Source organism: Enterococcus hermanniensis (genome assembly GCF_001885945.1).
In the GTDB taxonomy this organism is placed as follows: domain Bacteria; phylum Bacillota; class Bacilli; order Lactobacillales; family Enterococcaceae; genus Enterococcus_A; species Enterococcus_A hermanniensis.
The window spans coordinates 347,875-373,707 of sequence record NZ_JXKQ01000001.1 but is presented as its reverse complement, the minus strand read 5'-3'; the positions used below and the strand labels follow the sequence as shown (position 1 = coordinate 373,707).

19 protein-coding genes are annotated in these 25,833 nt (G+C 39.7%); 15 read left to right on the top strand and 4 right to left on the bottom strand.

Features of this window, described 5'->3' with window-relative positions; genetic code table 11:
* Positions 1-118 precede the first annotated feature (118 nt).
* The 8 genes from trhO (at position 119) to pcp (ending at position 7,755) form a co-directional block, all read left to right on the top strand.
* Entirely contained in the window at positions 119-1,072 is a 954-nt protein-coding gene (trhO, locus tag RV04_RS01780; protein WP_071856757.1) for an oxygen-dependent tRNA uridine(34) hydroxylase TrhO, read from the top strand.
* Positions 1,073-1,162: 90 nt separating this feature from the next.
* On the top strand, positions 1,163-1,774 hold the full coding sequence (locus tag RV04_RS01775) for a hypothetical protein (protein WP_071856756.1): 612 nt from the start codon (positions 1,163-1,165) through the stop codon (positions 1,772-1,774).
* Between the two features lie 169 nt (positions 1,775-1,943).
* On the top strand, positions 1,944-2,648 hold the full coding sequence (locus tag RV04_RS01770; protein WP_071856755.1) for a winged helix-turn-helix domain-containing protein: 705 nt from the start codon (positions 1,944-1,946) through the stop codon (positions 2,646-2,648).
* Between the two features lie 136 nt (positions 2,649-2,784).
* Positions 2,785-3,948 (top strand): glycoside hydrolase family 3 protein, encoded by a 1,164-nt coding sequence (locus tag RV04_RS01765; RefSeq protein WP_071856754.1) that lies wholly within the window; start codon positions 2,785-2,787, stop codon positions 3,946-3,948.
* A gap of 560 nt (positions 3,949-4,508) precedes the next feature.
* Positions 4,509-5,288 (top strand): glutamate 5-kinase, encoded by a 780-nt coding sequence (proB, locus tag RV04_RS01760; RefSeq protein ID WP_245791028.1) that lies wholly within the window; start codon positions 4,509-4,511, stop codon positions 5,286-5,288.
* Positions 5,289-5,450: 162 nt separating this feature from the next.
* Entirely contained in the window at positions 5,451-6,131 is a 681-nt protein-coding gene (locus tag RV04_RS01755) for a 5-oxoproline transporter, DUF969 family subunit (RefSeq protein WP_071856753.1), read from the top strand.
* A gap of 12 nt (positions 6,132-6,143) precedes the next feature.
* Positions 6,144-7,088, top strand: coding sequence for a DUF979 domain-containing protein (locus RV04_RS01750; protein WP_071856752.1), 945 nt, complete (start codon positions 6,144-6,146; stop codon positions 7,086-7,088).
* A 22-nt stretch (positions 7,089-7,110) separates the two neighbouring features.
* Entirely contained in the window at positions 7,111-7,755 is a 645-nt protein-coding gene (gene pcp, locus RV04_RS01745; protein ID WP_071856751.1) for a pyroglutamyl-peptidase I, read from the top strand.
* Between the two features lie 64 nt (positions 7,756-7,819).
* Here pcp and RV04_RS01740 read toward each other — a convergent pair whose 3' ends face one another.
* Both RV04_RS01740 and RV04_RS01735 read right to left on the bottom strand, forming a co-directional pair.
* Positions 7,820-9,577, bottom strand: a complete 1,758-nt coding sequence (locus RV04_RS01740; protein WP_071856750.1) for an ABC transporter ATP-binding protein — start codon at positions 9,575-9,577, stop codon at positions 7,820-7,822.
* Positions 9,570-11,297 (bottom strand): ABC transporter ATP-binding protein, encoded by a 1,728-nt coding sequence (locus tag RV04_RS01735; RefSeq protein ID WP_071856749.1) that lies wholly within the window; start codon positions 11,295-11,297, stop codon positions 9,570-9,572. Before RV04_RS01735 ends, RV04_RS01740 begins: the two co-directional genes overlap by 8 nt.
* Before the next feature lie 496 nt (positions 11,298-11,793).
* On the opposite strand from RV04_RS01735, the gene RV04_RS01730 reads away from it, so the two are divergent.
* Both RV04_RS01730 and spx read left to right on the top strand, forming a co-directional pair.
* Entirely contained in the window at positions 11,794-13,035 is a 1,242-nt protein-coding gene (locus tag RV04_RS01730) for a 3D domain-containing protein (RefSeq protein WP_071856748.1), read from the top strand.
* 365 nt (positions 13,036-13,400) lie between these two features.
* Positions 13,401-13,826 carry a transcriptional regulator Spx gene (spx, locus tag RV04_RS01725; protein WP_071856747.1) on the top strand — a complete coding sequence of 142 codons (426 nt, stop codon included), beginning with the start codon at positions 13,401-13,403 and terminating at the stop codon, positions 13,824-13,826.
* 84 nt (positions 13,827-13,910) lie between these two features.
* Here spx and ahpF read toward each other — a convergent pair whose 3' ends face one another.
* Positions 13,911-15,443 (bottom strand): alkyl hydroperoxide reductase subunit F, encoded by a 1,533-nt coding sequence (ahpF, locus tag RV04_RS01720; protein ID WP_071856746.1) that lies wholly within the window; start codon positions 15,441-15,443, stop codon positions 13,911-13,913.
* A gap of 9 nt (positions 15,444-15,452) precedes the next feature.
* The gene (ahpC, locus tag RV04_RS01715; RefSeq protein WP_071856745.1) at positions 15,453-16,016 is read right to left on the bottom strand and encodes an alkyl hydroperoxide reductase subunit C; all 564 of its coding nucleotides are present in this window, start codon (positions 16,014-16,016) and stop codon (positions 15,453-15,455) included.
* A gap of 499 nt (positions 16,017-16,515) precedes the next feature.
* On the opposite strand from ahpC, the gene RV04_RS01710 reads away from it, so the two are divergent.
* From RV04_RS01710 to RV04_RS01690, 5 genes are all read left to right on the top strand, one after another.
* Positions 16,516-17,346, top strand: a complete 831-nt coding sequence (locus tag RV04_RS01710) for a hypothetical protein (RefSeq protein ID WP_071856744.1) — start codon at positions 16,516-16,518, stop codon at positions 17,344-17,346.
* Positions 17,339-21,652 carry a SpaA isopeptide-forming pilin-related protein gene (locus RV04_RS01705; RefSeq protein ID WP_071856743.1) on the top strand — a complete coding sequence of 1,438 codons (4,314 nt, stop codon included), beginning with the start codon at positions 17,339-17,341 and terminating at the stop codon, positions 21,650-21,652. The genes RV04_RS01710 and RV04_RS01705 overlap by 8 nt, the downstream gene beginning before the upstream one ends.
* Positions 21,583-23,844: a SpaA isopeptide-forming pilin-related protein gene (locus RV04_RS01700; protein ID WP_071856742.1), complete on the top strand. Its 2,262-nt coding sequence runs from the start codon at positions 21,583-21,585 to the stop codon at positions 23,842-23,844. The genes RV04_RS01705 and RV04_RS01700 overlap by 70 nt, the downstream gene beginning before the upstream one ends.
* Positions 23,789-24,460, top strand: a complete 672-nt coding sequence (locus RV04_RS01695; protein WP_084405489.1) for a SpaA isopeptide-forming pilin-related protein — start codon at positions 23,789-23,791, stop codon at positions 24,458-24,460. The genes RV04_RS01700 and RV04_RS01695 overlap by 56 nt, the downstream gene beginning before the upstream one ends.
* A 721-nt stretch (positions 24,461-25,181) precedes the next feature.
* The gene (locus RV04_RS01690; RefSeq protein WP_071856740.1) at positions 25,182-25,829 is read left to right on the top strand and encodes a hypothetical protein; all 648 of its coding nucleotides are present in this window, start codon (positions 25,182-25,184) and stop codon (positions 25,827-25,829) included.
* The last annotated feature ends 4 nt before the right edge of the window (positions 25,830-25,833 follow it).

Here is a 25,833-nt window from a genome sequence, read left to right as displayed (position 1 = left end):
AGTAGTAAAAGATTAAAAAAATGCTGATCAAATATAGGTTCAAAAAAGAGTTAGTGAACGAACGTACAGGATCGGAGAACCTTTTTAAAAAGGGTGAGACAACTTAGGAGGAACAACTATGAACTATCGTGTATTACTATATTATAACTATACAACTATTGAAAATCCGGAGACTTTTGCCAAAGAGCACAAAGCCTTTTGTCGTGACTTAGATTTGAAAGGTCGAATTTTAGTTGCTTCAGAAGGAATCAACGGGACCTTATCAGGAACAATCGAAGCGACGAATCAGTATATGGCCGCAATGTTAGCCGATGAACGGTTCAAAGATACCTATTTCAAGATGGATGAAAGCGAAGGGCATGCGTTTAAAAAATTATTCGTTCGTCCACGTGAAGAGCTAGTAGCGTTGAATCTAGAAGAGGATGTCGATCCCAAGCAAATAACCGGGAAATATTTAGAGCCCAAAGCCTTTCGTGAAGCACTTGTTTCAGAGGATACGGTAGTGATCGATGCTCGCAACGATTATGAATACGACTTGGGCCATTTTCGTGGGGCAATTCGCCCAGAAATCCGGAATTTTAGAGAATTACCTACTTGGATTCGTGACAATAAAGAACAATTTATGGATAAAAAAATTGTCACCTATTGTACTGGTGGTATTCGGTGTGAAAAATTCTCTGGCTGGCTATTGCGGGAAGGTTTTGAAGATGTGGCCCAACTTCATGGCGGAATCACAGCATATGGGAAAGATGAAACAACTCGTGGAGAATTTTGGGATGGGAAGATGTATGTCTTTGATGAACGTATCAGTGTCGAAATCAACCAAGTAGACAAAAAAGTTATTGGGAAAGAGTGGTTTGATGGAACGCCTTGCGAACGCTATATCAATTGCAGTAATCCCGAATGCAATCGTCAAATGTTAGTATCTGAAGAAAATGAAGTAAAATATTTAGGAGCTTGTTCGATTGAGTGTGCACGCTATCCGCAAAATCGGTATGTGAAAAAACACCAAATAAATGCAACTGAATGGGCACAACATCTTACTGAATTAGAAAATCAATTGGTACAATAATAAAAAGTCTCATGTGTCTTGACACTTAAAATGGTTTGAACTAAACTAAAGTCAAACCTATGTGTCTTGACACTTTTTTGGAGGATAAAAATGAAAAATAATTCAGTAAGACAGTTGACGATCTCAGCGTTATTGATTGGATTAGGAGTGCTGATCCCGATGGTCATGCCAAAAATCGTGATTGGACCGGCATCATTTACATTAGCTAGTCACGTACCGGTATTTATTGCCATGTTCTTCTCGCCAGCAGTCGCCATTGCAGTCGTTTTAGGAACCACCTTTGGTTTCTTCCTTTCCACGACACCGATTATCGCCATGCGAGCATTGTCTCATTTTATTTTTGCCGTAATCGGGGCCGCGTATTTACAAAGGCATCCCGAGATTGTTTTGAAAAATGGGAAATTTACCTTAGCGAATGGACGTTTCCAATTGTTTAACTTAATAATTGGTTTGATCCATGCTGTAGCTGAGATGTTGGTAGTCTCGGTCTTTTACTTTATGGGAAACATGCCCGAGACCTTTTACTCACAAGGATACATGTATACCATTTTTATTTTAATGGGTGTTGGTGGACTCATTCATAGCTTGATTGACTTTAATATCGCTTATTTTGTAGCAGGTGCTTTATACAAACAATTCAACTTACCAATTTTTGAAAAAGCTATTAAACGTAAGAAAAACTTAAACAATGCTACGGTCTAAATCGCGACTAAAATCGCGATTTTTTCTTTATTTTACGTTAAAAAAAACAGAAAAATGAGGAATGTTCATAATTTTATTTAATATCATATAAAATAAGACCATTTATTCGCTTAGTTTTAAGTTATATTCAATTTATAATAATTATTGAATAGAAAATGAGGGCGATTAAATGGTTCGGGTACTAGTTTTAACTAAAAATATTTTAGCGGAAGAAATTCTAACAACAAAATTACAACATCTAAATTATGAATTCTTCTGTTCAACAAGCATCTTGGAAGAATTACAAGCAACTGGTCAAGTGTCTGATTTTGTTAACTATTTTCCAATCGTGATCATCGGAGAAACTATTTCTAGTTACGAAATGGAATTGTTGTTACCGAAATTACAAGTAGGTGAACAAAGTGTTTTACGAGAAGTCGATCACTCATTGGCAGAAGATGAAAAAGCAATTTTATATGAACAAGGCTTAAATGGATTTGTACAAAGCAGTGATTCGATTGAATTGTTACGAGAACAATTAGCTGCGGTAGCAACACAATATCAGGGCAAACCTTTTGGACCGGTTCAGGTTAATCGCTGTTTTGCCGGGGAAGAAGAACGGGATATTACGTCCATGACATTGATCAACCTCTCTTCATTAGAATTACAAGTGCTAGAAATATTACGTAATAACTCTGGTGAGATTGTTTCGCGCGATGATTTATGTATGGCACTTTGGGGTGACGTCTCTCAATCACGTTTAGCACAGCTTTCTTCGTTAGTAAAAAATATCAAATTAAAATTAGAATGTTTGGAAACAGATCAAGAAATCATCCAAACGATTTGGGGAAAAGGCTACCGTGTACGTAACGACGTAGCGATTCAGACTAGATAAAAGAAGCGATGGAACGAAAGTAATGTTTACTTTCGTTCCATTTTTTTGTTATGAGCAGATTCTAATAGTTAATAGTAAATAGGCGCTTCTCGCTAATAGCTGTGCTAAAATAACCATGTGTAAAAGGGGGATCAACATGAAGAAACGTCTGTTATTTAGTTTGTTGGTGATGACTTCAATCGTTGCACTTGCCGCCTGTGGCAGTTCAGAAAAAAAAGCTGCAAACAGCAGTCAATCATCGACTACTAGCAAGTCAACAACGAAAACGTCGAAAGAGGATACCACCAAAAATAAAAGTGTCAAAGAAAAAGTAAAACAAACGATGGATGGGATGTCAGTCGAAGAAAAAGTCGGACAACTATTTATGGCTCGAGTACCTGAAGAAAATCAAATTGCTGATATCCAACAATACCACCTAGGTGGGTATCTTTTGTTTGATCGAGATATGGCAGGCAAGGGACAAAGTGACTTAAAACAAACCATCGCTAGTTATCAAGCGGCTAGCCAAACACCAATGTTTATCGGTTCAGATGAAGAAGGTGGAACCGTGAGTCGGTTGAGTCGCAATCAAATCGTCTCACCAGCTTTTGAGAGTCCGCAAATGCAATATCAAGCGAATGGTTGGGATGGGATTACCCAAGATATCGATCGCAAAGCACAAGTCTTCAAAGAATTAGGCATTCAAATCGGTATGTTCCCAGATGCAGATGTCTCGACAGATCCGCAATCGTTTATCTATGATCGAACGATTGGAATGGACGCAGCGGGCACCAGTAAATATGTGACATTAAGTGTCGATGAAATGAAAAAACAAAATATCGGATCGACCTTGAAACATTTCCCAGGCTATGGTAACAACCGGGATTCGCACGTTGAAATTGTGACGGATGATCGTTCATTGGATGATTTACGTCAGAATGACTTTTTGCCTTTTGAAGCAGGAATCAAAGCAGGAGCTGACAGCATTATGGTTTCACATAATATCGTTCAAGCAATCGATGACAAGCGTCCAGCTTCAATCTCTAAACCTGTTCATGATACGATTCGCAAAGAATTAGGCTTTAAGGGAGTCATCATGACGGATGATATGGATATGGCGGGTTTAGCTAATTTTATCTCACAAGAAGAAGCAGGGCTGCAAGCTTTGCAAGCTGGAAATGATATGATTTTATCGTCTAGTTACAGCACCCAAATCCCTTATATTTTAGCGGCTATCCAAAAAGGTGAATATAGCGAGAAACAATTAGATCAATCGGTCGAACGTTTATTGACTTGGAAAGCAAACCTCGGATTGCTTTAAATAAAAACTTCTATTGATTGACTCAATAGAAGTTTTTTTATATCGTTCAAAAAATATGTTTTTATAGCTAGTAGAATCATGAATGGCTCAGATACTTCGCTGATAGCTATAAATGGCAGTCAGTTGTTTTAACGAAAATGACTCATAGCATCTTTTGAAGTATCGATTTGTAATCTAAACAAGCTAGGATAAAACATTTTAGGTTTAAGTTATTAAAACTAAATGGATGTTTATAGATTAGATTATAGTGAATAATGGATTGTAATGTTTAATCAAAAGTACTTGTTCGATTTGAAGAATATAAAAAAAGACAAAAAGACTAATTTAGCCAAAAATCAGTCTTTTTTAGTTGTAAATGGATGGATATATGATTATTGAAGTAATGAAGGTCTTCGATAAGAGTGTTTTCGGGTTTATATTGATTCTTTTTTACATTGTGAATAGTATTTTTATAAAATTTTATTTCATAAAAGCTATTTTTTTATTTACTGTTATGATAATATAATTAGAAATTGAAAAAGAGCTATATTATTTGATGTTATTATAAAAAGGTGAAGCGAATGTTGAGAAGAGAAATAAGAGATGCAAATGTTATTGTAATAAAAGTTGGAACTAGCTTATTAGTATCTTCCGAACACGGGGTCGCGGAATCAGTGATTACGCGTTTGGCTTGCGTATTATCTGAATTAACGGCCGAAGGAAAGCAAGTGATCTTGGTTTCGTCTGGAGCAGTTGGGATTGGCTTGATACAACTAGGTGCTGTCTCCCGCTCTGCAGCAGCTGCTGTCGGACAAGGAAAACTAACTAGTTTGTATGAAAAAGCATTTGAAAAGGAAGATCAGCAGATTGGTCAATTGTTACTAAGTCGTGAAGTATTGGCCTATCCTGAGAGTCAAGCAAACTTTGCTGAAACGATCCATGAGCTATTAGCCAATAAAATCTTACCTATTATAAATGAGAATGATGCAGTAACGATCGATGAAGAGAACCACTTAGCGAAATTTGCTGATAATGATGAACTGGCCTTATTAGTATCAAAAGCTGTTCAGGCGGATTTACTGATTATGCTTTCAGATGTCAATGGCCTTTATTCCGAAAATCCGTTTATGAATGAAGAGGCAACCATGTTTCAACATCTAGCTACGATCGATCAAACATTGATTGAAAATGCAAGTCCAGCATTGGATGGATTTAGCCGTGGCGGTATCCGCAGTAAGTTAAAGACTGCTTCAGGCGCGTTAGCATCGAACATTTCAATGATTTTAGCTAATGGCAAACGTCCAGAAGTACTATTTGATATTTTAGCTGGCCAAGAGATCGGTACGTTATTCAAGCGATAATCTATTTTATTTAAACTGAAAATTCAGAAGATTAAAAAAATAGCGTTTGTTGAATAATCGGTGAAAGAATCAATTTGGTATCACGTTAGTCGTTTTAAAAAAAGAAATCAAACTCATTTTAGTAAATGAATAGATTAATTTAATTAAAGGGGAATAGTTAATATGGAATTAGTAAAATTGATTGGTATTCTGATCGTTATCATCGGATTTGCACTAAAATTAGATTCAATCTTGATTATTTTAGTTGCAGCGGTAGTAACAGCGATCACTGGAGGATTAGGTGTAGAGGGCTTATTGACGACGTTAGGAACGAGCTTTGTTTCGAATCGTTCGATGGCGATCTTTATCTTGATCATGTTGGTCACTGGAACGTTAGAACGAAATGGTTTGAAAGAATCTGCAGCTAAGCTGATTGGAAAAATTAAAAATGCCTCTGCCGGAGCAGTCATAGGTGCCTATGGTATTATGCGTTCACTTTTTGCAGCGTTCAATATTAGTTTTGGTGGGGTTGCCGGTTTTGTTCGTCCGATCATCATGCCGATGGTTATCGGTGCAATCGAAGCAAAAGGCAAAGAACCAGAAGAAGAGTATGTGGAAGAATTGAAAGGCATGTCGTCTGGGATGGAAAATATTGCTTGGTTCTTCTGCCAAGTATTATTTGTCGGTGGACCTGGGGCGTTACTAGTCCAAGCCACATTGAAGGATCTAGGTTATGAAACAAGCTTACTTGATTTAGCTAAAGTAGAAATTCCAGTCGCACTCTTTGCAGTAATCGTTGCGATTATTTATTACTTCCTAAAAGACCGAAAATTATACAAAAAATATTATGGCAACAATAAATAAGGAGGAACGTCGATGTCATTTTTTCTAAGCCAAGATGTCTTATTATCTGAGAAATTACTTGAAATTATTTATATTATTATGGGTGCTGTAGCGGTCTATACAGGGATCAAAAACGCACGCGATAAAGAAAATCCAACCCCGCTTGGCACGGCGATTTTCTGGTGTGCTTTAGGGATCGTGATGATGTTTGGTCGTTGGATTCCACCAATGATCGATGGTGTATTAGTGATTATTATGACCTTGCCGCCGATTTTCAAAAAAGTCAACAAAGGCAAAGAAAATGCGCCAACTGAAGTCTTCACGAAAAAAATGGCGGATAAGATCGGGATGAAGATTTTTATTCCAGCTTTATCAATGGGGATTTTCGCAATTATTTTTGCAGTCTTTACGAACCTAGGCGCATTAGTCGGTGTCGGTGTCGGTGTATTGGTAGCGATCGTGATCTTGATGGTCTACTCGCATTCAAATAAACCAATCGTTTTCTTAGATGATGCTGAACGGATGTTATCCACGGTGGGACCTTTAAGTATGTTGCCGATGTTATTAGCGAGTTTAGGGGCGATCTTCACGGCTGCGGGTGTTGGAGAAGTTATATCTGATTTGGTAGCCAAAGTCATTCCAAAAGGTAACGTTAACCTAGGAATCATTGTATTTGCGATTGGGATGATGTTGTTTACAATGATCATGGGGAATGCTTTTGCAGCAATCACGGTCATGACCGTTGGGATTGGCGCGCCATTTGTTTTAGCTTATGGTGCGGATCCTGTATTGATTGGTATGATCGCGTTGACTTGCGGCTATTGTGGAACATTATGTACACCGATGGCAGCCAACTTCAATATCGTACCAGTAGCGATGTTAGAAATGAAAGATCGTTTTGGCGTAATCAAGAATCAAGCTGTTCTAGCGGTGATTTTCTTAGTATTCCAAATTTGTTACATGATTCTATTTAAATAATTGATAAGGAAAGGTGAGAGCAATGAAAGTATTAATTACCGGTTTTGATCCCTTTGGAGGCGCAGAGATAAATCCTGCGTATGAAGCAGTCAAATTATTACCAGATACGATCGAAGGAGCAAGTATTACTAAGCTAGAGATTCCAACGGTCTTTCAAAAAGACGGAGAAGTTTTAGCTGAAGCAATCGAAGCTGTTCAACCAGATATCGTGATCTGTGTAGGACAAGCAGGCGGGCGGTCAGATATCTCGATTGAAAAAGTAGCGATCAATTTAATGGAAGCTCGAATTCCTGATAATGAACAACAGCAACCATTGAATCAAGTGATCCATGAAGATGGTGAAACAGCCTATTTTGCAACGATCCCAGTAAAAGCAATGGTCAACAATGTGAAAGCCGCCGGGATTCCTTCAAGTGTCTCTTACACTGCCGGAACATTTGTCTGCAATGATATCATGTACCGTCTATTGTATTTAGCAGAAAAACAAAACAAAGATCTTCGTGGAGGTTTCATCCACGTGCCGTATTTACCAGAACAAGTAGTCGGCTTACCAGTGGGAACGCCTAGTTTACCAGTTGAAACGATCGCAAAAGGATTAGAATTTGCAATCGCTGCGGCCGTAACAACAAAAGAAGATCAAAATACAGCTATGGGTACGATCATGTAAATGTAGAAAGACCACAAAAAGAAGCTGGGACAAAAGCAGTATTGCTTTTGTCCCAGCTTTTTTGTTAACTTTGCGAAAATTGTGCTTGATAAAGTTTTTTGTAATAGCCATCAACTTGTAATAGTTGCTCGTGGCTACCAATTTCGACGATATTTCCGTGATCCAATACTAAAATCTTATCAGCACTTTGGATCGTTGATAAGCGATGGGCGATCACGAAGCTAGTATGATTTTCCATCATCGCCAGAAAGGCATTTTGGATTTTTTGTTCCGTTAAAGTATCGACTGAACTAGTCGCTTCATCCAGAATAAGCATCGAAGGACGACTGATCATCGTGCGAGCGATCGTTAGCAATTGTCGCTGGCCATCAGATAGTTTCACGCCAGCTTCACCAACAATTGTATCCAGTTTGTCAGGCAAACGCATCACGAAATCATACATATACGCATCTTTCAATGCGTCATAAATCTCTTCATCGGTCGCTGATTCACGGCCATAACGAAGATTTTCTCGCAGGCTGCTGTCCATCAACCAGGTTTCTTGTAAGACCATCCCGAATTGCTGACGTAAACTGTCACGAGTCAAATAGCGAATATCCGTCCCGTCGATTTGGATCGTACCATGATCGACTTCATAAAAACGCATTAGCAAGTTGACCAGAGTTGATTTGCCAGCCCCGGTTTTTCCGACGATCGCGATTGTTTGTCCAGGCTCAACGACTAAATTGAAATCTTCAATCAATGGTTGCTCTTTTTGGTAAGCAAAGTCCACGTGATCAAAAACAACTTTGCCTTTAGCTTCCGTTAAGACTTTGGCATTCATGGCATTCGGTTTTTCAATCGGTTCTTTTAATAATTCGAATGAACGGTCCAAGCCGGCAATCGCCGTTTGGATCTGGATCGTGATCCCAGACAATTCAATGAATGGTTTGGTGAATTGGCTAGAATAAATCGTGAAGCTCGAAATAATCCCGATCGTGATATCGCTGTTAGTACGTAGCGCTAATAAGCCACCGACTAAGCCGACTGACAAGTAAGCCAGATGATCGACGAATCGTGAAGACGGGTTGGTCAATGAGGAGATGAATTGGGCTTTTTGTCCTCGGACATACAATTCTTGGTTCAATGCTTCAAAATTCTGTTGGTTTTGCTCTTCACGTTGGAAGGCTTTGACGATTTTTTGATTGCCCACCATCTCAGTGATAAAACCTGAGATCGAACCAACCAATTGTTGTTGATTAGTAAAAGATTGTTGCGATGCTCGCGCCACCACATAAGTAAGCAAGAAGATGATCGGTGTCGCGACTAAGACAACCAAAGTTAGCATCGGGCTAAGGAACAGCATAAAGACCAAAGCGACTAAGACAACGGTCATTCCTGAGAAGACTTGGTTGAAGACAGCCGAGATTGCCGTCGAGATATTATCCATGTCATTGGTGAAACGACTGACGATATCGCCTTTGGTACTTTGATCATAATAACTTAGCGGCAATTTATTTAAGTGTGTAAATGTCTCTTCCCGCAGTTTGGCGACGGAATCAAAAGCAACCGTATTTCCAATTCGTTGGATGAAGTATTGACTGACGACTGTGACTAAAAAGATGCCGATAAAGAGTTGTAGGATATGAAATAATTGAGCGAAATCAACCTGGCCATTATCGACCATTTGATCGACGGCGACTCCGATATAATAAGTCATCAAGACGGAGGTGATCCCACTAGCGATTCCTAAAATAACCGCAAGGATCAATTGTTTTGGATAAGACGCTAAGTAAGGCATAAATAGCTTCATTGAATGGAAGAAGTTTTTTTGTTTACGCATGTGTTTTGACTCCTTCCGCTTGGGATTCGACTAATTCTTGATAAAGAGTTGAGTTTTTCAATAAGGCATCGTGATTCCCTTTGGCCACAACTTTTCCGCTATCCATGAATAAAATTGTTTCTGCTTCTTGGATTGAACGTAAACGTTGCGAGATGATGATCACACCACAGTTCAAATCACGCTTCAATGCTTGGCGCAGGTCAAGGTCCGTTTGATAATCTAAGGCTGATAAGGAATCATCCAGGATCAGTAATTCTGGTTTGCGAATCAAGGCCCGAGCGATCGTTAGGCGTTGTCGTTGACCACCAGAAAAGTTTTTCCCATTTTCTAAGATCACGGTATCTAGGCCTTTAGGTAATGTTTCAACAAATTCACTCGCTTGAGCGGTAGCTAGGGCTGCCCAACATTCTTCGTCGGTAGCATCTACTTTTCCCCAAAGGAGATTTTCTCGAATCGTTCCACTGAATAAGACTGCAGTTTGAGGGACAATCGCGATCTCTGAACGCAAGGTATCCAAATCCCAAGCTTTTACATCGTTACCTGAAAAAGCAACGCTTCCTTTGGTAGCATCGTAAAATCGAGGGATCAAACTGATCAAAGTCGACTTCCCACTACCGGTCGCTCCTGTGATGCCGAGGATCTCATTTTTTTTCATTGAAAAAGTAATCCCTTCTAGGGCTAAACCAGATTTTTCAGTGTAGCGAAAATCAACCTTGTCAAAAGTTAAGAGAGTCGCTTGAGGATTGGTCTCTTTGATTGTTCCGTCATTGGCTAACGTCGTATCGGTCGCAAAGACTTCATTGATCCGATTTGCAGAAGCCGCTGCCCGCGTGAAAAGGACCACTAAGTTTGACACAACGATCAATGCTAATAGCATTTGATTCATATAGTTGATCAAGGCTAAGATCTGTCCTTGCTCTAAGTGGCCGACATTAACTTTAAAGCCACCAAAGTAAAGCAGTGCAGCTACACCGGCGTTCATGATCAACGTCGTACTAGGTGAAAGTAAGGCCGAGATATTGGCTACGCGTTGGTTCAAACGAGAAATTTCTTCGGCTTCATTGTTGAAGTGACTTGTTTCTGTATTTGTGCGAGCAAATGCTCGAATCACACGAACTCCCGTTAAATTTTGTGTGACTAATTGATTCAATTGGTCTAATTTTTGTTGGATCTTTTTATAAAGAGGGACTGAGTAGCGGATGATCAAGTAAAGGATCAAACAAAAAATCGGTAGTAAAATCAAAAAAATCAGTCCCATTTGCCAATCGATATAAAAGGACATGATCACCGAACCGATACTTAAAAAAGGGGCCCGAATTACTAAGCGGATCATCATGGCTAAGGCGCCTTGCGTTTGGTTGATATCGTTGGTCATTCGAGTGATCAAGGTATCTGTTCCAAAGCGATTCAGTTCATTGTGAGAAAATTGATTGATTTTTTCCATCAACCGATTGCGTAGCACTGTTCCGAATCCTTGGGAAGCAACTGAAGCATAGTACTGACAAATCAACGCACAAATCCAACCGACGACCGATAAGGCGAGCATGATCAAAGCCATTTGAATCACTTTGCTACGATCATGCTGGGTGATTCCTTCATCGACGAGCTTGGCCATAAATAAAGGCAAAACTAACTCGAAGACGGCTTCTAAAAATTTAAAAAAAGGGCCAAGGATCACTTGTTTACGATAATCTTTGGCGTAGCGTAAAAGCTGAATCATATAAGTTCCTCCATTAGATAAAGTAAAAAATCGACAATCAACCGGTTATTCTTTTGTTCTCATTGTAGCTTATTTCTAAGGATTGCAAAAAAATAAGCTTCTATATTTAAAAGAAGAAAACAGGTCATCACCTGTATGATAACAAAAGATATTTAAAAATGAAAAAGATTTAGAAAATTATCATTCCTATTTTCATCGTGAGCTACAGACTATTCGAGTCAATCTTGCTCTAAAAAAAACAAGCAAGCGGTCTCTTCAATGAAAAAAGCTGTAAAGTGAATGCGGATTACTAATGAAATATTACAGAAATATGACAAAAAAGAGAGTCCTTTCATCGTTGGAGCAACTCTCTTTTTCAATAGATCTCGCGTTAGAAAATTAGTTTCTCTTCTTTTTCAGCCTGAATCTGTAATCAATTGTAATGCTAGTGAAATAATATTTAGGATTTTTTTTCGTATAATGACAAAGGGGAAAAATAGAAGGGTGGACTTTTTAAGTGAAAAAGCAGGCATTTGGGGTCGTTGCAACACTATTGTTGGGTGTTAACGTACTCTTCCCAGTCTTTGCACAGGCAGAGTCGCTGAGTGAATTAGATAAGCAAGAATCCGCGATCACGCGTCAAAGCGATAAGATCAGCGGTGAAATTCAACTAGCATTGAATGATGTGAATGAAAAATATCAAGAAGTAAATGAGATCCGGGCAAAGATCAGTCAAAATGAGACGAAATTAGCCAAAACTAAGACTGAAATTACTGCGACGGAGCAAAAAATTGAGCGTCGTAAAACAGCGATCGCTGAGCGAATGAAGACTGCTCAAGTCAATGGGATGAATGAACGGTCGATCACGGCTTTATTAGAAGCAAAAGATTTAGGTGAATTTCTAAATCGAGCATTTGCGATGTCAGTCATCCAAAATACAGAAAAGACTAAAGTTGCTAGTCTAGGTGAAGCCAAAGAGCAATTAACTGAATTGAAAGCAGCGCAAGAAAAAACACAAAATCAATTAACCGCAGATAGCAAAAGCTTAGAAGCTGAAACGGTAAAACTAGATGCTAAAATGGCCAATCTAAAACAAGAGTTGGCTGATAACAAAGTCAGTTTAGAAAAGATCAGTCAAGATAAAGAAGTCGAAAAGGCACGCCAAGCAGCAGAAAAAGCGCAAGCAGCAAAAGCAGCTAAAGAAGCAAAAGAAAAGGCTGCTGCAGAAAAAGCACAAGCAGAAAAGGCTGCAAAAATCGCTTCAGATAAAGCGGCGGCCCAAGCGCAAGTAGCCAAAGAGTCTGCTGAAAAAGCAGCTGCGCAACAAGCAGAAAAAGCGGCTCAAGCACAAGCAGCCGCGACAAAGGCCGCAAGTTCTGCTGCAAGTAATGCTACATCAACGACCACCTCATCCAGTCAGCAAGCAACACAAACAACGACTGAATCGACTACGCCAAGTACACCAACTACTTCTGGTCGGACCTTACAAATGGAATCAACGGCTTATTCTTGTGCTGAATCAGTCAATACGTATTTTACAGCGATGGGGATCGACCTACGTCAAAATCCACAAGTGATCGCTGTGGATCCAAGTGTGATTCCATTAGGATCGATGGTAGAAGTTTCAGGTTATGGGATTGCAATCGCGGGTGATACTGGTGGTGCAATTAAAGGGAATATCATTGACTGTCACTTCTCGACAGTCGCCGAATGTATCCAATGGGGTCGACGTTCTGTGACCGTGACGATCATCAGTTAAAATGAAAACACATGCGACGCTTCAAGTCGCATGTGTTTTTTAGATCTTCACGCTAAAACGCCTTCACTCAGCTTTTGTCAATTTTTGGAAATTATTGATAAAAAACAGACGAACAATTCAAAAGTGTTATAAATTAGTCTAGACCAATTGTATTATTAGGAGTCGAAAGTCAGCGTGGAAGGCTATGTGTGATAAACCATTCAAATAAAAATAATATTTATAGTTATATAAAATACATTTATTTATATCTTTATCACTTTCGCAAGCGGAAAATGTAGTGAAATAGTTAACAAATGCTATAAAAACCTGTACTATTTAGTCATAAAGTTTTTCACTGCAATTTATGGATGAAAGGTGTGTTTTATGTGATCAAAGTATATAGCTCTTCTAGTTGTAGTTCTTGTCGCAAAGCCAAAGCTTGGCTAGAAAAACAAGGACTTGAAATCGAGGAACGAAATATCCTTGCGGAGCCTTTGAATGAAGAAGAAATAAAGAATATTTTATGTCTGACTGAATTTGGAACTGACGAGATCATTTCCACCCGATCAAAAGTCTACGAAAAGTTAGCGATCGATTTTGATGAATTGTCCTTGAGTGAAGTCGTAAAATTAATGGTAGAATACCCAAGTTTATTGCGACGACCAATCATCACCGATGGGAAAAAGTTGCAGATTGGGTACAATGAAGAAGAAATCCATCAGTTTATTCCACGGAAAATTCGTAAACTCAGTTCACTAAAAATGGCGGAGCATTTGCTTTATATGGATCTTGAAAAACATCAATTCGCTTAATAAACAGGAAGTGGTACATGGTGCCGCTATATAAAATTAAAACTCATTCAGTTTCTTCGAAAAGCAGAAACTGAATGAGTTTTTTTAGGTTTGGCGGATGAGATAATCAAAGGCGCCTAAAGCAGCCGTCGCACCAGAACCCATAGAAATGATGATTTGCTTATAGACACTGTCAGTACAATCTCCGGCAGCAAAAATACCCGGAATGTTCGTTGCACCATGATCATCCACGAGGATTTCCCCACGTTGATTTAAATCAAGGGTGCTATCCAGCCATTCAGTATTTGGCATCAAGCCGATCAAGATGAAGACGCCTGCAACATGCAGGGTATGTTCTTCATTCGTAATTCGATCATTATATGTTAAGGCTTCGACTTGAGACGTGCCGGTGATTGCTTGGGTCGCGGCATTGGTGATAATCGTTACGTTACTTAACGAATGTAATTTGGTTTGTAAGACTTGATCCGCTTTTAATTCAGGTAAGAATTCCAAGACATAAACGTGTTTCGCTAAGCCGGCCAAATCGATCGCAGCTTCGATCCCAGAGTTTCCCCCACCGATCACGACGACTTCTTTCTCTTTGAAAAGCGGCCCGTCACAATGAGGACAATAGGCGATACCTTTATTTTTGAATTCTTTTTCACCAGGTACATTGATGGCACGCCACCGCGCACCGGTAGCAAGAATCGCCGCCTTTGTTTTTAGGAGTGCGCCATTTTCTAAGGTCACTTCGATCAGCTCTTTTTTCTGGATCGTTTGCGCACGTTGTCCCTTCATAATATCCACAGCATATTGTTTCACATGTTCTTCCACCTGGCGCATCAATTGCGGACCTTCAACATACGGCGTCCCGACGACATTTTCGATTCCTAGTGTTTCTAAGACTTGACCACCAAACGTTTCAACGACCATGCCAGTTTTGATTCCTTTTCTAGCTGCATAGATGGCTGAACTAGCACCAGCCGGGCCACCGCCAACGACTAAGACGTCGAAGACTTCTTTGGTCTCAAATTCATCTGCAGGCAGTGGTCCAGCAACTTTGGCTAAAATTTGTTCAATCGACAAGCGACCACTAGCCAATTCTTCGTTGTTCAAGAATACGGTCGGCACCGCCATTACATGTTTTTCATCGACCTCTTGTTGGTACATGCCACCTTCGATCATTGTATGGGAAATCTTCGGATTCAAGACCGATAAAATATTTAAAGCTTGGACAACATCTGGACAATTATGACACGTCAAGCTGACATAAGTCTCAAAATGCAAGGTTTGTTCAATCTGTTTGATTTGTTGGACAGAGGAATCATCGATTTTTGGTGGGCGACCGCTGACTTGCAAAAGCGCCAAAATAAAAGAAGTAAATTCATGGCCCATGGGTAAGCCAGCAAATACGATCCCGCTAGCGTCTGCTCCTTTTCGATTGATCTCAAAACTAGGCGTACGAAGTAACTGCTTGGTTTCGATCGAAAGCTGATCACTCATTGCGGCAACTTCCGTCAAAAAAGTCTCTACTTTTTCTGAAGCTTCTGATTGATCTAAGCACGCTGAAAAAATGACTTCTGATTCTAATAAAGCTAAATATTGTTTGAGTTGTTCTTTGGTTTCATTTTCTAACATAGCGACTCCTTATATTTTCCCAACTAAGTCAAAGCTTGGTTTCAACGTTTCGCCATCTTCTTTCCATTTCGCTGGGCAAACTTCTCCTGGATGAGTCCGGACATATTGGGCTGCGCGAATTTTATCGATCAGACCACTAGCATCACGGCCGATACCATCCGCATTGATTTCCATCGCTTGGACGATCCCATCAGGGTCAATGATGAATGTTCCTCGTTGGGCTAGACCGGCAGCTTCATCTAAAACGTCGAAAATACGCGAAATATGATGCGACGGATCCCCAATCATGGCGTAGTTGATCTTACCAATCGCATCTGAGGTATCATGCCAGGCTTTATGCGTGAAGTGCGTATCAGTAGAGCAAGAATAAACTTCCACATCCAGTGTTTGCAATGTTTCGTATTGTTCTTGCAAATCTTCTAACTCGGTAGGACAGACAAAAGTAAAATCGGCCGGATAAAAACAAAGGATCGACCATTTTCCTTGAAGTGTTTCATTTGAAACTTCGATGAATTTACCTTGACGGTAGGCTTGTGCTTGGAACGCTTCGACTTGTTTTCCGATTAATGACATAGATGAACCCTCCTGAATTTAGATTGAGAAATTATTCTCATAGTTGATAATAAGAGGCCGTAAAAATGGGGGAAGTTTGACCGCTTATTTAAAATAATTATAAACAAAAAGCGAGAAGCTTGTAAACGTTTTTCTCAGCTATCGAACAGTGCCATAACGATATAAAAAGACTGGAGGCTGATTTATCAATGTAGGTAACGGATTAAATGACGATTTTTTGTTTTTTTATTTTTACGTATAGCAACTTTACGATGATCGATATAGCTTTTGTTAAAAATCAAAAATAATTCAATTTAGTATTGTTAAGAAATAGACAATATGAAGATAGTAACAATAGTTATATGTCTTTATGCGTTACTATTTAGCAAGTCTATTATTTTAGTCTTTTAAAGTTATATTTAGGAGTTATTATTTGTAAAAAAAAATAAGACATAGGATAATATGATTAACTATTATGGAATAATTAATTGTTTTTTTAGAAAAATTAAGGGCGGGTAATATGAAAAAATGGGTTAATGTGGCAATGTTGGTTACCTTAATGGGAAGCATCGCGTCACCAATTGTGGGATCTGCGGTTGAGGTGACGAATTCTTCTACTAGTTCAGCGGTGAACGGCAGTACGATTCGTTCGGTAGCTAGTGATCCGCAAACACTAGTTTCGTCAACATCGAATACTGCAACTACGGCATCTTCTGAGACGACTGAAACAACGAGTAACACCGAAAAGCCAGTCGAAGCAACGAATCAGTTAGAGTTTGATAAAAAAAGTACATTCAAAGAAAAAGATGCTGAAAAAAACCAGTATGAATTGGAATTAGTAGGAAAAGTTGTTAGTTCTACGGATAATCATGAGAAAATAACTTTTGAGATGACAAAAGAGTTTACTCCCTTAGAAACAGCGACAGCAGAAAAAAGTATTTTAGATGAAGGAAAACAAGAAATCGGGACGTATACTGTAGACACGACAGGTGAGCGAAACGTTTATCAATTGAATTTTAATAAATTAGTCAAAGGTGAGAACCGATTTAAGCTAATTTTATTAGGGACAATCGCTCGTGGTCCGGATAAGCAAGCAGCTTTTTATCAAAATGACAAAAGACTGTTTCAGTTGGCACTACCAGAAATACCGACGGAAGAAAGTTCAACTGAAGCAAGTAGTTCTGTAGAAAGTAGTACAACGGAGAGCACTAAAGAGTCTAAAACAACGACCACTTCAGAATCTGCAACAACACAGAGTAGCAGTGAACAAAAAGATAAACCAGCCAGCAAGCAAGTTAAAAAAGCTGCTATAGAGGAAGAAACAAGAACAGCGAGCGGGATCATTGGATGATCTATTTGCTCAGTATGCTCCAGGGGATAACTTTGTGACAGCTAGTAATTTGACTTTTTCTCCAAATCCCCCGACGATTAATTCGTCCATTCGATTTAGTTTGGATTTTGCCATACCAGAAGCCGTACGAGTCGAGATGGTGGAAGGTGATTACTATGAAATGGATATTCCAGATGGGCTAGCGATCACTGCGCCTTCTCCTCAAGGAGATTTGAAAGATGCAGACGGCATGGTCTATGGGAAATACATCTTTGACGTCAATACTCAAAAAATAAGAATTACGTTTACTCAACCAACTGGACAGGAATTTTTACCGCCAGAAGCCGGAAATGTGACAGCTACTGTGCATTTCGACACAAAGAAAATCACACAGCCTGGGACAACAACCATCATTTATCCAAGTAAAACCAATATTCCACCATATACGGTTACGATCAAACCAACAGGTGGAACTTCAATTAGTAAGGCAGGCCATACAGATACGGCCAATAATCCCAATAAAGTTACTTGGCAAGTTGATTTCAACAAAGATTATGCGACGTTAGCTAATCCAGTGATCACTGAAAAATTCCCTGAACAAGTCACCTTTGATAAAACTGAGACGGGTGCCGTGTCGATCTATATCCTAAACGTAGATTTTAATGGGAACGTGACGAGTACAGCAACGACACCGCTAGACCCAAGTAACTATACGGTGGACGATGATGGATCGATCCATTTTAATAGTACGATTGACCGTCCTTATCGGATTGTTTACTCTACGAAAATTAAAGATGAGATCAAACCATCAGACGGTGGAACGATTCCAATCACGAACAATGTCACCCTTACAGCAGGGACGACCAATTTGGCTGCCTCTGCGACCGTGCAACTAAACTATAAAAAAGCCTTGGAAAAAGTGCGGACGGGGTATGACAGTGCCAATCAAATCTATAGTTGGCAAATCCGGTATAACTATGGTCAAAAAGAATCGGCTGATGATACGATCATCTCAGATACGTATACGAATATGACGATTGATCCCGATAGCTTTAGCGTTTATACGGTCAATTTTGATGACAATGGAAATGCGATCAAGGGGACGACGATCAGTCCGTCAGACTATGAGATCGACACAACCAAAAAACCATTTACCATCACTTTCAAAAATAATGTCCAAGTGGGTAAAGCGATCAATATCGACTACAAGTCAAAAGTCGATAAGATCGTGACCGGATCGCCAAATAATCCAGTCAATGTTACCAATACCGCTGAGACCAAAAATGTACCAAAGACCCCGACGATTACTGAAACACCATCGGAACAAGTCGTAATCAAAAATCGGCCAACTGTTAATCCGGGGACCAAACTGGCCAGCTACGTCATTGATATCAATAAAACAAGATATGAAATGACCAATGCGGTCTTTACTGATACGATGTCTTACACTGAGCAAGGATATGTCACTACCCCATTTAAAGTTGCTGATCCTAGTAAACCAGAAGATGCGGGAGTAGTCATTCAAGATGTCGATGATAATAATCGTACCTTGATTGGAGCTTTCCAGTTAGTGACCGCTGATGGGACGGTTCAAGATACGATTGGCGATCCGACGACGGCTGATTATGTCATAAACGTGAATTTGACCGCTGATCGATCTGGGTACAAAAATTTTACTACAACGTTCCAAAATGCGTATAAAACAACTAGCCATCAGTTTAAGATGACCTATTATGTCGGCTACAATCAATTTAGTGTCACCAATCCTAATCCGAATACGTCAGTAAATTACCAAAATACCATGGGGGTCAATTTTTTAAATAATGGCACACCTTATGATTCTAGCAGTACGACTAACTTTAACACCAGCACACAAGAAGCCAATCAAGGAATGAAATCGGGGAGTTATAACCCAGTAACGAAAGAAATCACTTGGACGATCGTAACAAACTATAATAATTTAGGGGTCTCACAATTCAATTTGAAGGATCCGATTACCGGGAATCAAGTCTATCTACCAGATTCATTGACTGTAAAACGTGGGACGATCGATGCAAATGGTAATTTCAAGGCCACGACGTTAACCGATTATAAAGACAATCAAATTAATGAAGATTATCTAACGGTGACTGAGCCAACGGTAACGGGAGAGAATCAACAAGGGACCCTAGAGCTACAAGTTGGGAAAGATGGAAAATCCATTCCTGGTTGGAACGCGACGGGATCACCTAAGGTTTTTCAGATTCAATTCAAAACATCGTTGGAAGGGAAAATCGTTTACGACCAATCGACATACGCGAATACAGCGACTGTTCAAATAGCCGGCGTACAAGAGCGACTTTCAGCATCGGTTTCAATCGCTTTTGGTGGGAAATCAGCGCTGAAAAATGGGAGCTACAATGCAAATCGTAACTTGATCGATTGGTCACTGATCATCAATCCAAACCAATCCTTATTAGCAGATGTCAAAGTTGAAGATAGCCCTAGTGCCAATCAAATCTTGCAAGATAGTTTTAAATTATATACTGGAAAATATTCAGGCTCTGGCAGTTCGACGACAGTAGTAAAAGATCAAGAAGTCCCAAGTGATCAATACAGTGTCGTCGTTACGACTGATCCGGCAACCGGGCAACAAAAGTTCACACTTGATATGTCAAAAATCAAAGAAAAAGAAGACCCGAACAACTCAGGGGGATATGAAACCGGAGTAATTGAAAAACCGTATTTATTGACGTATGAATCTGAACCAAATTTTTCATCCAAGACAGAAACAGTCACGAATAACGCCTCGATTTCAAGTGAGGGCAAAGAGCTTCCTGGAAAAGATACCCAAACCAATATTTCGGTAACGATCCAAGACTCTAGCGGGACTGCGTATGGCTCAAAAGAAAAAGTGACGGTTCAAAAAGTTAATGGTAACAATGCAGCCGTACCCGGTGCAGTCTTGCAATTGATCCGTAAAAATCTTAAAACAAGTAAAACAGATATCTTGTATCAAGCAACGACGGATAGTCAAGGAATGATCACGTTTGGGAATTTGATCGCGACGAGTGCGACCTATGAATACTATGTCAAAGAGATCGAGGCACCAGATGGGTACACGATTTCAGATGAATTATTAAATGGGAAGAAAGTAACGATCAATGCGACGAGCAGTACGACAGTCACCCAGATTAAAAACGAACCAGTGAAAGTACTATTTGAAAAAATCAATAGTAAGGGAACCAACTTATCTGGTGGGTTGTTTACTTTATACCGGAATACGGGAACGAAGGAAGCCCCTAATTATTCATTTGCGCGTGTGATCACAGCAGAAGATCAAGGAAAAGACCTCTCTGGCCTAGCAGATGGACAGTATCGGATCCAAGAAGTTTTTGCTCCAGATGGGTATCAAATCAATCAAACGTTGCTTGATTTCGAAGTGAAGAAAAATGAGAACAATACCCGTAGTGTCTACGTGAATGATCAAGTCATCAGTAATGGGATCTTACAACTAACAGACTATCAAGGGTCTGCAGTGTTGCAAAAGACGACTGAAGCAGGTGATAGCTTAGCCGGTGCGAAGTTCCATTTGCAACGGGCAGAGTTGAATTCTGATGATTATGGCGATTACGGTGACCAAGCGTCTTATGTAACGAGTGATAGCGGGAAGCTAGAATTAAAAAATCTCGTGCCAGGTAAATACAAACTAACAGAAGTTAAAGCGCCAACTGATTACTATTTAAACAATCAGGAATTGACCTTTGTTGTCGATGCGATCAGTGAAGGAGATCAAGCACCTGCAACCATCGAATTGAATGCCGGCGAAAACTTTATCAACTATCAAGGATCTGCTCGTTTCCAAAAAGTCGATGGCCATGCGTATGCCAATGACAAAACAACCGTTTTAGCTGGAGCGAAATTCCAGCTATATGATGGTAGTGGAACAACTAAAATCGGTGAGCCGATCACTTCCGATGCCGATGGCTACTTTACATTTGAAAATCTAGCACCAAGTACCACGTATAGTTTCAAAGAGACGAAAGCACCAAATGGCTATATCCAAAATGATCAAGTCGCTCGATTTACGACTCCGGCGACAAATCAAGAGGATTCAGCAGTGACGATCGACTCGGCCGATCAGAAATTAGTACTAGACGAGAAAACGCCTTATAAGAACTATAAAGAAGGGGCAAGTTTCCAAAAAGTCGACGCTAAAGGACATGGACTAGGCGGAGCCAAATACAAATTAGAAATGAAAAATGAAACAGGTGACGGTTGTGGTCTACGATCGATGGGAAAGAACATGATGCTGGCGATGATGGTTTGTTCACATCGGATGAACTAGATGGCGTGGTTCATGCTTCTGAACTTTCACCAGGTGACTATCGCTTTACGGAAGAGTCCGCACCACAAGGCTACGTGTTGAATACCAAAGTCATCACCTTTACGATCAAAGAGTCGCAAGAATCTGATCCTGGCGTCTTAAACATCGACATCAAGGATGATGAAAATGTGAATTATCAAGGCTCTGCTCAGCTTTATAAAGAAGCCGAGTCTGAATCAGACGATACCTTCGCAGCTTTGGAAGATGCTACCTTTGATGTCTATACAAAAGCGGGCCAAAAAGTTACAACCGACAGTATCAAATCAGATGCTGAAGGTAAGGTGACTGCAACGGGTCTAGCACCTGGAGAGTATTATTTCAAAGAGGTTGCAACAAAAGACAACCAATATCTAGTCAATGAAAAGACGGTTCCCTTCACGATTCCTGCAACAGCTGAAGGAAAACCCGCAGTTGTTACGAGCAATGATGAGGGCAAATTAAGCTTGAAAAATTATCTAGGTAGTCTGGAATTGAAAAAAGTCGGTCCAGATGATCAAGACTTAGCGGGTGCGACCTTTACGATTTATGACAGTGAAGGAAAAGCAGCTGGCACAGGAACTTCTGATGCTAAAGGGCTTGTCCAAATCGATAAATTGTCACCAGGTGCATACACATTAAAAGAAACCAAAGCACCAGAGGGCTATTTGATCAATACGCAAGCTGTCGCAGTGACGATTCCTGACACAGCCAATGGAAAACCCACAACAATTAACATCGATGAGCCGTTCAAAGACTATCGTGGCGCTGTTCGTTTAATCAAAACAGATGTTGATGGCAAGGCTTTGGCAGATGCTAAATTTGTCTTGTTAGATAGTGAGAACAATCAGGTGAGAGATGGCGAGGTCCAAACGTCAAACGCTGACGGTGAAGTGATCTTTACCGATTTGGCACCAGGCACGTATACATTTGAAGAATCCGATGCACCGAAAGGGTATATCAAAAACTTAGAAACCATTTCAGTAGTCGTACCGGGTCGCTTCGAAGGAGATCCTAAAGTCCAAACAGCAGATACGAAATTGATCAACTACCAAGGTTCAGCGGAATTAACCAAAACGGATGATAAAGATAAACCTCTAGCAGGTGCTACCTTCAAAGTTGTCGATGCAAATGATAAAGACGTTGCAGGTAAAACGGCTACTTCAGATGAGAATGGGTTAGTACGTGTGACTGGACTTGTACCAGGAAATTACCGTTTCGTTGAAACAGAGTCACCTGACAAAGCCGATGCAGAAGGAAACTTTGTGTTATCGGGTAAAGAATTAGCCTTTACGATTCCGACCGAAGCCACTGGCGAACCAACAACACAAAAGATCGAGCAAAATGTTCAAAACTATCGTGGAAAAATCTTGCTGCACAAAATTGGTAGTGCGATCGACGATGACGAACAAAGCATCGATTTGGCAGGTGTCGAATTCACGTTGTATACGAAGACAGACTTCAGTGATACAAATCCTATGAAGACGACTTCTGACAAAGAAGGGATGGTTGAATTTGCCAATTTAGCACCGGGCACGTATTACATGAAAGAAACGGCTACGATCGAAGGGTATAAAGTTAATACCTTCCCGATAAAAGTCGTGATTCCAGCTCGGGCACCTGATGTATTGGAAAATCCAGAAACAGCGAAGAGTCCCTATACAGATGCTGAAGGCCATTTGAACAAAATAGAAAATGGGGCTTATGTCGTGGATACCGGTGATTTCCAAAATAGTCGCAAAGAAATCGACTTCAAGAAAATCGATGGTGAAGCGGCTGGTGATCTCGATGTGAGTAAAACAGCGTTTGCCTTGTACTTCGATGATGGTTCAGCAGATGGGAAATTAGTCGAAAAAACACTAAATCCGAAAAAAGATGGCTCGATCGATTTAAGTAATTTGGCATTGAAAGATGGCAGCTATAAATTGGTCGAAACCAAAACAGCTGATAATTATCTGATCAATAGCCAGCCTGTGTACTTTGTAGTCAAAAATACACAAGCCCTGGGTATCTCTGTAGATATGGACAACTATCAAGGCTTTATTGAAGCAACAAAAGTCAGTGGCGATAAGAAATTGGCGGGCGCCGAATTCAAATTGTATCGAGCAAATGATCTGACCAATCCAAATCCATACGACGAACAAGCAAGGAAAAGATCAGACGATCATTACCTCTGACAAAGCTGGAGCGATCTTTGCCAAAGGCTTGAGTGCGGGAGATTACGTGCTCAAAGAAGTCAAAGCACCAACCGGGTACATCTTGGATACAACCGCACATAAATTTACGGTTTATCCGCAAGTAGGGAAAGTAACGGCTACCCAATTAGGCACGCTTGAAAACTATCAAGGCAGCGTTGAATTAACGAAGGTCGACACTGCGAATGTAAATCAAACATTAGCCGGAGCGAACTTCCAATTATTGGATGCGAACCATAAAGTCGTAAAAACCGACCTAACCACAAATGGGCAAGGTCAAATTACCGTAACAGGGTTAGCACCAGGAAAATATGCCTTCAAAGAAACCAAAGCACCGAACGGCTATCAGTTGGCAACACAGACGATCGACTTCACGATTGCTGCAAGTCATAAAGGCCAACCAGTAACAGTCAAAGTCACAGCCGAAAATACGAAGACCCCACCAAGTAGCAATCACAAGAACCACAGCAGAGGGAATTCGCATAAATGGTATTACCCAAAAACTGGGGAAGAAAAGGCTCGTTTCTTAGCGATTATCGGTGGCGTCATTATAATAGTAGTAATTGGTCTGATCGTCTGGCGTAAAAAACGTCAGTAAAGATTGCAAAAAGTAGTAAAACAAAAAGAAGATAGGTCTGTGAAACGCCAAAGCGTTCCAGACCTATCTTCTTTTTATCAAAAAAATTTTTATTATAAAGAAAGGTTGAATTTTATTATGTGCTTAATTTCTATATACTTTTAATATTGATTATTAGAAGTTACGACATCGTGAAAAAACATTATATTTAGTAAATCGTTCTCATAATCTGGGTATAAAACAATATTATTTGAATTCTATTGTAATTTTATAGATGAAATCACATTTTTATTTTATGTTAGACCAATTATAAAATATCAAATATTGATATTTGTAAACCCTCTATAATACAAAAAAACACTTTGTTAAATGGGCTAGACAGGTTTACAAAACAATATTAAAAATGGCAAATCATAACAAAACATAAAAAAATAGAAATAATCCTTAAAAACGTTCATTTAATCGGTATTTCGAGTGATTATGAACATTATTACTGGGATCAAAGTGTATTAATAATGAACTTTGTCGCTTGTCAATCACATTTGTTAATATAATAATAACTAAAAAACTATTAATGTTTTTTTGAAAAGTAAATGAGTACTATTCGATTAAAATTAAATTTTAAATTTCATTGTTTTTTTTAAAAAATCTAAGTATACTAAGAATTGCAGAAAGAATTATGTTTTTTTTGCGAATATGTGATATCTGTAACAAAAAAATAATAAGTAAGGGAGGTATGTAAATGAAGAAAGTTATCAGTGGAATCATTGCACTTGTCGCAGTCGTTTTATTCTTCGCACCAACAGCGCAAGCAGCTGGAGCGATCACGGCCGATGAGCAACGAATCCTAGACGAGTTGAACCAAGGTGTTTCTGTTGGTGGAAAAACGTTTAACCTACGCGCATCTGATATCGCGCAAGCCGAAAATCATTTGAAACAAAATGATATCTCAGCTAGTGAAGCGAACCAAGTAATCGCTCAAATCCAACAAGCACGTGCATTGATTGCAAGTTCAGGTGTTGATGTATCAAACATCAATTCAATCGAGGACTTAATCAAAGCCTTGCCATTGGACATCAAGAACCAATTAAAAGATGTGATTACGCAAGCGGCCAATATTTTAGGACTGTCGATCTCATTTAATCAAAATGGATTTACGATCAATGGTTCTAATGGCACAAACGGAGCTGATGGAGCCAATGGCTCTAACGGTACAAATGGAACGAACGGTTCTAACGGTACTTCAACATCAGGTTCAAGTATTGTCTATTCATCAGGCAGTGCTGTGAAACAAACTGGCGCGACATATGTTGCTAGTGCAATTTCATTCGCAAGCTTATTACTTGTTGCAGCAGGTGCAGCAGTAGTAGGACGTAAGAAGATTGCATAAATCT

Coding starts and splice junctions, on each gene's coding strand:
- trhO (WP_071856757.1), top strand. CDS start 119: ATGAACTATCGTGTATTACTATATTATAACTATACAACTATTGAAAAT.
- RV04_RS01775 (WP_071856756.1), top strand. CDS start 1,163: ATGAAAAATAATTCAGTAAGACAGTTGACGATCTCAGCGTTATTGATT.
- RV04_RS01770 (WP_071856755.1), top strand. CDS start 1,944: ATGGTTCGGGTACTAGTTTTAACTAAAAATATTTTAGCGGAAGAAATT.
- RV04_RS01765 (WP_071856754.1), top strand. CDS start 2,785: ATGAAGAAACGTCTGTTATTTAGTTTGTTGGTGATGACTTCAATCGTT.
- proB (WP_245791028.1), top strand. CDS start 4,509: ATGTTGAGAAGAGAAATAAGAGATGCAAATGTTATTGTAATAAAAGTT.
- RV04_RS01755 (WP_071856753.1), top strand. CDS start 5,451: ATGGAATTAGTAAAATTGATTGGTATTCTGATCGTTATCATCGGATTT.
- RV04_RS01750 (WP_071856752.1), top strand. CDS start 6,144: ATGTCATTTTTTCTAAGCCAAGATGTCTTATTATCTGAGAAATTACTT.
- pcp (WP_071856751.1), top strand. CDS start 7,111: ATGAAAGTATTAATTACCGGTTTTGATCCCTTTGGAGGCGCAGAGATA.
- RV04_RS01740 (WP_071856750.1), bottom strand. CDS start 9,577: ATGCGTAAACAAAAAAACTTCTTCCATTCAATGAAGCTATTTATGCCT.
- RV04_RS01735 (WP_071856749.1), bottom strand. CDS start 11,297: ATGATTCAGCTTTTACGCTACGCCAAAGATTATCGTAAACAAGTGATC.
- ahpF (WP_071856746.1), bottom strand. CDS start 15,443: ATGTTAGAAAATGAAACCAAAGAACAACTCAAACAATATTTAGCTTTA.
- ahpC (WP_071856745.1), bottom strand. CDS start 16,016: ATGTCATTAATCGGAAAACAAGTCGAAGCGTTCCAAGCACAAGCCTAC.
- RV04_RS01710 (WP_071856744.1), top strand. CDS start 16,516: ATGAAAAAATGGGTTAATGTGGCAATGTTGGTTACCTTAATGGGAAGC.
- RV04_RS01690 (WP_071856740.1), top strand. CDS start 25,182: ATGAAGAAAGTTATCAGTGGAATCATTGCACTTGTCGCAGTCGTTTTA.